At 68.5% G+C, this 9,695-nt stretch carries 7 protein-coding genes; 5 read left to right on the top strand and 2 right to left on the bottom strand.

What is annotated here, in order from left to right; all coding sequences use genetic code 11:
* Positions 1 to 82: 82 nt before the first annotated feature.
* Positions 83 to 727 carry a TIGR02466 family protein gene (locus AC2IR1_RS00580; protein WP_486474343.1) on the bottom strand — a complete coding sequence of 215 codons (645 nt, stop codon included), beginning with the start codon at positions 725 to 727 and terminating at the stop codon, positions 83 to 85.
* Between the two features lie 113 nt (positions 728 to 840).
* On the opposite strand from AC2IR1_RS00580, the gene AC2IR1_RS00575 reads away from it, so the two are divergent.
* Genes AC2IR1_RS00575 through AC2IR1_RS00555 form a run of 5 tightly spaced genes read left to right on the top strand, consistent with a single transcriptional unit; the run spans position 841 to position 8,481 of the window.
* A complete protein-coding gene (locus AC2IR1_RS00575) occupies positions 841 to 2,688 on the top strand; it encodes a GAF domain-containing protein (RefSeq protein ID WP_486474342.1) in 1,848 nt (615 codons plus the stop codon).
* Positions 2,689 to 4,836, top strand: a complete 2,148-nt coding sequence (locus AC2IR1_RS00570; RefSeq protein ID WP_486474341.1) for a peptidase M50 — start codon at positions 2,689 to 2,691, stop codon at positions 4,834 to 4,836.
* A complete protein-coding gene (locus AC2IR1_RS00565) occupies positions 4,829 to 6,796 on the top strand; it encodes a preprotein translocase subunit SecA (RefSeq protein WP_486474340.1) in 1,968 nt (655 codons plus the stop codon). Before AC2IR1_RS00570 ends, AC2IR1_RS00565 begins: the two co-directional genes overlap by 8 nt.
* Entirely contained in the window at positions 6,765 to 7,661 is an 897-nt protein-coding gene (locus AC2IR1_RS00560; protein ID WP_486474339.1) for an efflux RND transporter periplasmic adaptor subunit, read from the top strand. The genes AC2IR1_RS00565 and AC2IR1_RS00560 overlap by 32 nt, the downstream gene beginning before the upstream one ends.
* Before the next feature lie 52 nt (positions 7,662 to 7,713).
* Positions 7,714 to 8,481 carry a SapC family protein gene (locus tag AC2IR1_RS00555; RefSeq protein ID WP_486474338.1) on the top strand — a complete coding sequence of 256 codons (768 nt, stop codon included), beginning with the start codon at positions 7,714 to 7,716 and terminating at the stop codon, positions 8,479 to 8,481.
* A 127-nt stretch (positions 8,482 to 8,608) separates the two neighbouring features.
* On the opposite strand, the gene AC2IR1_RS00550 is transcribed toward AC2IR1_RS00555, so the two are convergent.
* On the bottom strand, positions 8,609 to 9,508 hold the full coding sequence (locus AC2IR1_RS00550; RefSeq protein ID WP_486474337.1) for a LysR family transcriptional regulator: 900 nt from the start codon (positions 9,506 to 9,508) through the stop codon (positions 8,609 to 8,611).
* Between the last annotated feature and the right edge of the window lie 187 nt (positions 9,509 to 9,695).

The following is a 9,695-nucleotide window of genomic DNA, read 5'->3' as shown; positions in this document are numbered from 1 at the left end:
CAGGCGGGCGGGCCGAAAGGGCCTGTTCGCCGCCGCGCCGGGCCCCGATGCGTGCCCTGGACAGAAAGGCGAAGCGCGGGGCTCAGCCCTTGCGGCGCTGGAACAGATTGAAACTCAGGATGATCCGCTCGGCTGCGGATCCTTCCGCATCCGAGAGGTTCACTTCGACCTCATGATAAAGCCAGTTGGGAAACAGGATCATCCGCCCTGCGACAGGTTCGTAATAGACCTCGGTCCAGCTTTCGGCCGTACGCGGGCGGGCGGGGTCGAAGCGTGCCTGGTGGGAAAGCGCCTGGGTGCGCGGATCGGTGAACAGGATGCGCCCCGACTTTGGCGGAACCTGAATGTAATAGACCCCGCTCCAGAGCGAATTGGGGTGGATATGGGCGCGGTTGTAGCTGCCCGGGGGATTGATGATCGACCAGAGGTTGTCGATGGCAAGCTCATAAGCGGGGTCGTAGCCCTGCATCTCGCCGATATCGGCGGCGGTCTGCAGCAACTGTTGGCAGAACCCGGCGAAGGGGGCCTTCCTGTGCAGGTCGGTCTTGCTGTGCCAGCCGCCAAGCGGTGCGACATTCGAGCGTTCGATCCCCTTCAGATCGGCACGACGCTCGGCCTCGATCGCCGCAAGAAGCGCCGTGTTGAGGGCAGGCGCATCGGGCAGGTCCCTGTAGTAAATCCCCGTCGGAAAATAGAATTCCCGCTGAAGCTTGCCGATGTCGCTCATCCCGGACCCTTCCCGTGTAACACGGGAAAAGCGTACTACCGGAGGATGTGTACAGCAAGCGGCCGGGGCAGGAATTTGCCGTTCGGAGCAGGTGTGGAATGAGCCCGCAGGATATGCAGCAGAGGACTCGCCTGAGGGGAAAACATGCAGCCCGCCCGGATGTCGTGGCAAGCGACAGTGCCGCCTGGGAGGCCCTGCGCCGGGGCGGTGATCTTGACCGGCTGGCCGCCCCCTGGCTTGAGCTGCAGTTGCGCCAGGCAGGTGCAGATGCGGGGGCCGTCTACCGGCTGAGCGCGGAAGGTGCCCGGGCCCTTGCCCGCGAGGGAGAGCTGTCGCCCGAAGCGGCGGACCGGGTCGCCCTGCGCTGTCTGGAAACCGCCGCGCCCGTGGTCGACCGTCCGCAGGAGGCCCCCCGCACCGCGCTGCTGGGGCAGCCCCTGGCAGAGGCCGGGGCCCGGCCCTGGGGCGCTGCGGTGATCCGCATCCTGGATGCCAGCCCGCAGCGTTTGCGCAATGCGAGCCGTGCCCTGGCCTGGGGCGCTGCCTGGCTGCGCGAGGCCCGGCGCGGCGAAGAGGACGCCCGCGAGGCCGGGGCACGTGCAGCCATGCGCGCCGCCCATGAGGTCTTCGCGGCCGCGATGGAGCATGGGGACAGCCGCGCCGCCGCCCTGGAGGTGGTCAACCGGCTGGCGCGGCTTTCGGGCGCCGAGCGGGTCAGCCTGGGCTTTCGCCGCCGCGGCCGCAGCGAGATCGCCGCCGTCTCCCATTCCGCCGAATTCGGCAAGCGGATGGCGCTGAACCGGCAGGCCGCCGCCGCGATGGACGAGGCCATCGACCAGCGCGCCGCCCTCAGCCATCCGGCTCCGGAGGGGGAGATCAACTCAACCCGCGCGCAGGAGGACCTCGCGCGCGGTCACGGCCCTTCGGCGGTGCTGACCCTGCCGTTCCGGGTCGAAGCGCAGCCCCGGGGCGCCATCGTCTTCGAACGCGCGGCAGACCGGCCCTTCAGTGCCGAAGAGGTCGGCTTTCTCGATTTCATCACCAGCCTTGTCGGCCCCGCCCTGTGGGACAAGCGGCTGAACGACCGCTGGCTGATCGTCACCGCTGCCGAAACCGGCTGGCGACAGCTGATCCGGCTGATCGGCCCGGGCCATGCCGGGCGCAAGCTGGCGATGCTGGCTCTGATCGGGCTGACCGCAGTCGTTGCCACCTGGACAGGCCCCTATCGCATCGCGACCGAGGCCGTTGTCGAAGGGGCCACCCTGCGTGGCGTCGTGGCGCCCTATGACGGCTATGTCCGCAGCGCTGCCCTGCGGGCCGGCGACGCGGTGCAGGAGGGCGAGGTGATCGCGGCGCTCGACGATCGCGACATGGCACTGGAACGGCTGCGCTGGCTGACCGAGGAGCGTCAGAAAGAGTTGGAATACAACCGCGCCCTGGGCGAGGGAGATCGGTCCGAGGCGCAGATCATTCGCACGCAGATTGCCCAGGCCCGGGCCCAGATCGCGCTCGTCGATGCTCAGCTTGCCCGGGCCGAGATGCGCGCGCCTTTCGACGGCGTCATCGTCTCGGGCGATCTGACCCATCACATTGGCAGTTCGGTCAGCCGCGGGGATCTGCTGTTCGAGGTCGCTCCGGCAGGGGAGATGCGCATCACCCTGTCGGTGGACGAGGCCCGGATTGCAGAGATCACCCCGGGCGATACCGGCACCCTGGTGGTCACGGCCCTGCCCGACATGCGCTTTCCGATCCGGGTCGAGACGGTCACGCCGGTGGCCACGGTGACCGACGGGCGCAACCAGTTCCGGGTCGAGGCACAGCTGACCGACAGCACCGAGGGTATCGGCCCGGGCATGAAGGGCGTCGCCAAGATCGACGAGGGCGAACAGCTGCGTATCGCCATCTGGACGCGCGAGGCGCGGGCCTGGGCGCGGCTGAAGCTCTGGCAGTGGTTCGGATAGATGGCGGGCTCGGTCTTCAGCGAGAACTGGTTTCGCGTCTCCGCCCTGCGGCCGCGGCTGCGCAGCCATGCGCGCCTGCACCGTCAGCGCTTCCGGGGGGAAACCTGGTACGTGGTTCAGGACGATCAAACCGGGCGCTATCACCGGCTGTCGCCTGCGGCCAATCACATGATCGGCCTGATGGACGGGCGCCGCAGCATGGCGCAGATCTGGGAGGCCGCCACCGCCTGGGCCGGAACCGAGGCCGAGCCGCCGACCCAGGACGAGGCGATCCGCCTGCTGGCGCAACTGCATCGCGCCGATCTGATGGCGGGCGACATGCCCCAGGACATCGAAGAGCTGGCCTTTCGCGCGCGCAGCCGCGAAAGCGGCGCGCTGCTGCAGCGGATCCGCAACCCGCTGGCCCTGCGCATCCCGGTCTGGGATCCTGATCGCTTTCTTTCCGCCACCTTGCCGCTGGTGCGCTGGATCTTCGGCTGGGTCGGTGTGCTGCTCTGGCTGGCGGTGGTGGGCGCGGGGCTGACCCTGGCGGTGCTGAACTGGGACGAGCTGACCGGCGGGCTGGCCGACCGGGTCTTCCTGTCCGAAAACCTTCTGCTGCTGGCGCTGGTCTATCCCGCGATCAAGGCGCTGCATGAATTCGGCCATGGCTATGCGGTGAAACGCTGGGGCGGCGAAGTGCACGAGATGGGGTTCATGTTCCTGGTCCTGGTGCCGATGCCCTATGTGGATGCCTCCGCCGCAGCGGCCTTCCGGAGCAAGTGGCAGCGCGCCGCGGTCGGTGGTGCCGGGATCCTGGTGGAGCTGTTCGTGGCCGGCGCCGCGATGATCATCTGGGCGAGTGCCGAGCCTGGCCTGCTTCGCGCCGCCGCCTTCGACGCGGCGCTGATCGGCGGCATTTCCACGCTGGTCTTCAACGGCAACCCGTTGCTGCGTTTCGACGGTTACTACGTGCTGGCCGACCTGATCGAGATCCCCAACCTGGCGAGCCGGGCCAACAAGCATTTCTTCCATGTCCTGCGTCGCCACGTCTTCGGCCTGCGCAGCTCGGCCTCGCCCGCGACGGCGCCGGGAGAGCGCGGCTGGTTCATGGCCTATGCTATGGGGTCCTTCCTGTACCGGTTGTCGGTGGTGATGGGGATCGCGATTTTCGTGGCCAAGCAGTTCTTCTTTGTCGGGGTGATCCTGGCGATCTGGGCGGTCAGCACCGCCTTCGTCTTTCCCGCCTTCAAGGGAATATGGTGGCTGGCAGAGGCACCCGAGCTGCGGGGTCGCAGGGGCCGGGCGCTGACCTTGTCGGGGCTGGCGGCGGCGATCCTGGGCCTGGCGGTGCTGGCGCTGCCGCTGCCCTATGGCACGTCGGCCGATGGGGTGATCCAGCTTGATGAGGCGGCGATCCTGAGCATTTCGGGCACCGGTTTCGTGGAACGCCTGGCCGAGGGAGGAGCAGTCGCCGCCGGGGCGCCACTGCTGGATCTGCGCGACGACAGCCTTGCCGCGCGGCGAGACCTGATTGCCGCCCAGCGGGCCGAACTGGTGCTGAAGCTTGACCGGGAGATCGGTGCCGATCCGGCCCAGGTGGCGATCCTGCATGAGCAGATCGGCCAGTCCGAGGCGACCCTGGCGCGGATCGACGAGCAGCTTTCAGGGCTGCATATGGTGGCGCCGCGTGCCGGAAGGCTGGTGGTGCCGCGCGCCTCCGACCTGGCCGGGCGATATGTCGAACGCGGTATGCGGCTGGGCTATATCCTGAACGAGGGTGATGCCAGGATCCGCGTCGCGGTGCCCCAGGCCCGCGCCGATCTGGTACGCCGCCGCCTGAAGGGGGTGGCGGTAATGCTGCCCGGCGCCGAGGGCGCACCGCTGGCCGCGCGCATCGTTCAGGCCACGCCAAAGGCCACGCGGAGCCTGCCCTCGGCGGCGCTTGGCGTGCGGGGTGGTGGACGGATCGCGCTCGACCCGGCCGATGCGGAGGGGCTGAGGGCGCTCGATCCGCATTTCCTGTTCGAGATTGATGCGCGGCTTCCACTGGACCGGATCACGATCGGTGAGCGGGTGCATATCCGCTTCGATCACGGGGCCGAGCCGCTGGCGTGGCGGCTGGCACGCAGCCTGCGCCAGATGTTCCTGAGGCAGTTCGATGTCTGACGCAGCGCTCTTTTCCCCCGACCGCATCGCCCGCGAGCCCTGGCTGGGCCATGAGGCAAAGCTGCCTCGGACGGGCCTGGCTGACAGGCTCTGGGCGCAGGCAGGGGGATATTGGGTGGCGGCAACGCCGCGGTTGCGCGGGCGGGCGCTGCGCCGGATCACCCCGGCAGTGCTGCGGGCCGAGAAAGCCCTGGCCGGGCTGGACGATGCGGCGCTGAAGCATAGCGCCCGCGCGGCCGGGCAACGGGCCGCCCTGGACGAGCCTGCGGATTTGGCTCATGCGGCCCCTCTCTTCGCGCATGTGCGCGAGGCGGCGGCGCGCACCCTGGGCTACCGGCATTACCCGGTGCAGCTGATGGGGGGCTGGGCGATGATGCGCGGCCAGCTGGCCGAGATGGCCACGGGTGAGGGCAAGACCCTGACCGCGACCCTGTCTGCCGCGGGGATGGCGCTGACGGGGCGCCCGGTCCATGTGATCACTGCCAACGACTACCTTGCCAGCCGTGACTGCGAAGAGATGACACCGGTCTATGCGGCCCTTGGGCTGAGTGTCGGGCTCGTCACCCAGGAGATGGCCCCGGAAGAGCGCGCCCGGGCCTATCGGTGCGATGTCACCTATTGCTCCAACACCGAGATCGCCTTCGACTTTCTGAAGGACCGGATTTCCGGCGCCCAGCCGGGTGCTTTGCGTCGGCGGGTGGCGCAGGGCCATGGCAGCCGGGGCGCGGTGACGCTGCTGCGCGGGCTGGCCTTTGCGCTGATCGACGAAGCCGACAGCGTGCTGATCGACGAGGCGCGCACGCCGCTGGTCCTGTCGGGCGAGGGGCCGGCGAATTTTGCCCCCGAATTGCTGGCCGCCGCCGATGCGCTGGCCCGGCCCCTAGGCTCCGGGGATTATACCGTCGACACCTCGGCGCGCCGGGTTGCGCTGACCCCGGCCGGGTCGCGCCGGCTGGCCGATGCGGCGACCGAGGGCCTTCTGGCAAATCGCGTGGTGCGCGAGGATCTGGTGACCAAGTCCCTGACCGCCCGTCATCTTTTCCATCGCGACGAACATTACCTGCTGCGCGATGGCAAGGTGGTGATCATTGACGAATATACAGGCCGCGCCATGCCTGACCGCTTCTGGACCGACGGGCTGCACCAGATGATCGAGCTCAAGGAACAGGTCGAGCTTTCGGGCGGCAGGGTCACTCTGGCGCGCACCACCTGCCAGCGCTTCTTCTCCCGGTATGACCGGATCGGGGGCATGTCCGGCACGGTCGAGGAAGTCGCGCGCGAGATGTATGAAGGCTACGGGCTGGCCACGGCGAAGATCCCGACCCACCGCCCGGTGCAGCGCCGCGCCTTGCGGCCATTGATATTCCGCACCGGCGCGGCCCGCTGGCGCGAGATCGCCCGCCAGGCCGAACAGTTGCAGGCCGCTGGGCGGCCGGTGCTGATCGGGACCCGCTCGGTCGCTGCCAGCGCCGAGGCGAGCCGCGTTCTGCAGGCGCGTGGGCTGGTGCACGAGGTGCTTTCGGCGGCGCAGGATGCGGAAGAGGCGATGCTGATCTCGGCCGCAGGGCAGGCGGGGCGGATCACCGTGGCGACGAACATGGCCGGACGCGGGGCCGACATCAAGCTGGGCGACGCGGTGCGCGCGCGGGGCGGGCTGGCGGTGCTGATGAGCGAGGCCCACGACAGCAGCAGGATCGACCGGCAGCTTGCAGGCCGCGCCGGGCGGCAGGGCGATCCTGGTTCGTTCCGGCCTGTGCTGTCGCTGGAAGACGCGCTGGTGCTGGCCCATGCCCCGGCGCGGGCGCGCTGGCTGGCCCGCTGGCTGCCCTGGCGGCGGGCCGAACTGGTCGCGCGGGCCCAGGCCCGGGCCGAGGCGCTGCATGCCCGCATGCGGCGCGATCTGCAAAGACAGGAAGAGGTACTGAACGATGCGATGGCATTTGCCGGTTCGGCTGATTGAATTCGGCTTTCTGGCCCCGACGGTTCTGGCCCTGACAATTCTGGCCCTGACGGCGGCGCCCGCGCTTGCCGAGGCGCAGTTCGACTGCGTGCTTCGCCCCAGCCGCCAGCTGGCGCTTGGCAGTCCGGTGACGGGCGTTCTGGCCGAGATCGACGTGGAGCGTGGCGATCACCTGCGTGCCGGGCAGCGCGTCGCCCGGCTGGAAGACCGGGTCGAGGCCGCCGCCGTCGTGGCGCAGCGCGCCGCCGCCAATGACCGCTCTGATCTGGAGGCGCAGCAGGCCCGCCTGGCCCTTGCCGAAAGCAGCGCCGCGCGGACCCATGAGCTTTTCGCACGGGGCAGAGCCACCCAGGCGCAGCTGGACGAGGTCGAGGCCGAGCTAGAGGTCAACCGGGCCGAGATCCGCAGCCTCGAGATGGCGCTGGACCTGGCCCGGCTCGAGCTTGACCGGCTGCAGGCAACGCTGGACCTGCGCAGCATCGAGAGCCCGATCGACGGGATCGTCGTCACCCGATCGCTCGATGTCGGGGAATATGTCGGGCAGGATGCGGAGATCGTGCAGATCGCCGCGCTGGATCCGCTCTACGTCGAAGCCTTCCTGCCGATCTCGGCCTATGAACAGCTGGCCCTCGGCGATGCCGGGTTGATTACGCTGCGCCAGCCCGCCGGAGAGCAGGTGACGGCCGAAATTTCCGTGATCGACCAGGTCTTCGATGCGACCTCGGACACTTTCGGCCTGCGGTTGAGCCTGCCCAACCCGGGCGGGCGTATTCCCGCAGGTCAGCGCTGCAGCCTGACGCTCGAAATCGACGAAGGCGATGCGGCGCCCTTGCTCATGGGCCTGGATGACCGGGCCAACCCTTGACCATGGCCAATCAACGCCAAAAGTGGCGTGGCCGATTAACGGAGTGATCATTATGACCAAGCAGCTTTTCTTCTACGAGAACGCCATGCCGGTAAGCTTTGCCCGCCACGGCAAGACCAGCGTGAAGGCCGGCGACGACTTCAGCTTTGCCTCGGAGGTGAACTCGGTTCCGCTGGTGGCGTCGGAGTTTGCCGCAGCGGCGGCGCAGTTCCCCATCGTCTTCGCGGGCAAGGGCGACAATATCATCCCCACCGCCATTCTGGGTGTCGAGGGGGCAAAAAATGCCTTCCTGGCCGAGGATGGGAGCTGGACGGGCAAATACCTGCCCGAATTCATCCGTCGCTATCCTTTCGTCTTCTCGCATGAGACGGCGGAGAAGAAGCTGGTTCTGCATGTCGACGAAGGCTACGCGGGGGTGAACGAAGAGGGGCGCGGCGAGAAGCTTTTCGATGCCGAAGGCGCCCAGACCCAGTACCTGCGCGGTGTCGTCGCCTTCCTGCAGGATTACCAGGTGCGTTTCAGCCGGACCCAGCTTTACTGCAAGCGCCTGGTCGATCTGGACTTGCTGCAGCCGATGCGGGCGACCTTCGCCCTGCCGGGAGGAGAGCCACGCACGCTGACCGGTTTCCAGACGGTTAACCGCGAAAAGCTGAAGGCCCTGGGGGACGATGTGGTTGCGCAGATGTTCCGCACGGACGAGCTGGAATGCACCCTGCTTCACCTGTTCTCGCTCCGCCATTTCGCGGATGTGGCCGAGCGTTCGCCTGGCGTCAGCGCAGCGGCAGAGGAACCCCTGGCCGAGCCTGTCGAAAGCGAATGAGCAGGGCACGGGCGGATCGGTATCGGCGCGGTGCAGATGCCGATCCGTCCGTTCCGTCCGGGCGCCCTTGTCGCGGCGCTTGCCGGGAAAGCCGAAGGGTAGCCGTGCGCGGGGGCTGTTCCGGCTTTCAGGCGAGGGGGCGGAAGGAGACGGTGCCAATCATCCAGTCGCGGAAATCGCGGGCGGCGTCTGCCCGGCCTTCGGGCGTAGCGATGTAATAGGCCTTGTCGGTGGACAGCGGGATATCAAGCGGGATCAGCAGGTCGCCCCGGGCGAGCTCGCTTTCGATGAGGTAGCGCGGCAGCAGGCCGAACCCCAGGCCGGATTTGACTGCCTCGATCGTCAGGGAAAACTGTTCGAACCAGTGGCCTTCGTTCGGCGCCGCCAGATCCACGCCGCAGCGGCGGAACCAGTCGGTCCAGAGCTGCGGGCGCCCCGTCTGGTGGATCTTCGGCGCCTCTGCCAGGTCCTGGGCGTCGCGGAGCGGCGTGTCGCGCAGGGCGCCACCGGCCACGGGCACCACGAGTTCGCTGCACAGGTAGGTGCACTGGGCGCCGGGCCAGGCGGGCTGACCGAAGTGGATGGCCAGGTCGCACTGGGTGGTGGCGAAATCGAACAGGTCGCGGCGCGTGGTGATGTCGAAACGGGTATCGGGGTGCTGCTGCAGGTAGCCCGACAGCCGCGGCACCAGCCAGCGGGAGGCAAAGGTGGGCGGGGCGTTGACGGCAAGGATGCGTTCTCCCTGCGCCCCGGCGGTGACATGGCGCATGGTGGCATTGGCCATGTCGAGGAGGTCTTCGACCTCTGCCAGGAAGGCGCGGCCGGCCTGGGTGGTGACGACGCGCCCGCGCACCCTTTCGAACAGCGGCTTGCCGATCTGCGCCTCCAGGTCGCGGATCTGGCGGCTGACCGCGCTTTGGGTGAGGGAAAGCTCCTGCGCGGCGCGGGTGAAATTGCCGTGGCGGGCGGCGCATTCGAAGGTGACCAGCATGCGGATATCGGGCAGGTCGCGGCGTTGCTGGGGCATTGGGCTCTCCTCTTCGGGCGGGGACATGTAAACGCGCGCGTCGGGCGAAGGCCATGCGAAACCGGAATGGAGGCATGTGGAACCATCGTTGGCCGGGGCGCAGACCTGGGGCTAGCATGAGCGCAGAGCATTACCTGGCCTCCTGCCAGCGCCCTTGCGGTTGCGCGTGGCGGCCCGGGTGAGCGCC

Source organism: Pseudooceanicola sp. NS-SX8 (assembly GCF_057380755.1).
Note: the sequence above shows the minus strand (reverse complement) of the source record. Positions and strands in the feature narration are given on the sequence as shown.

Excerpts from the sequence above, each read along its gene's own strand:
- AC2IR1_RS00550 (WP_486474337.1), bottom strand. The coding sequence starts at position 9,508 with ATGCCCCAGCAACGCCGCGACCTGCCCGATATCCGCATGCTGGTCACC.
- AC2IR1_RS00555 (WP_486474338.1), top strand. The coding sequence starts at position 7,714 with ATGACCAAGCAGCTTTTCTTCTACGAGAACGCCATGCCGGTAAGCTTT.
- AC2IR1_RS00570 (WP_486474341.1), top strand. The coding sequence starts at position 2,689 with ATGGCGGGCTCGGTCTTCAGCGAGAACTGGTTTCGCGTCTCCGCCCTG.
- AC2IR1_RS00575 (WP_486474342.1), top strand. The coding sequence starts at position 841 with ATGCAGCAGAGGACTCGCCTGAGGGGAAAACATGCAGCCCGCCCGGAT.
- AC2IR1_RS00580 (WP_486474343.1), bottom strand. The coding sequence starts at position 727 with ATGAGCGACATCGGCAAGCTTCAGCGGGAATTCTATTTTCCGACGGGG.
- AC2IR1_RS00560 (WP_486474339.1), top strand. The coding sequence starts at position 6,765 with ATGCGATGGCATTTGCCGGTTCGGCTGATTGAATTCGGCTTTCTGGCC.
- AC2IR1_RS00565 (WP_486474340.1), top strand. The coding sequence starts at position 4,829 with ATGTCTGACGCAGCGCTCTTTTCCCCCGACCGCATCGCCCGCGAGCCC.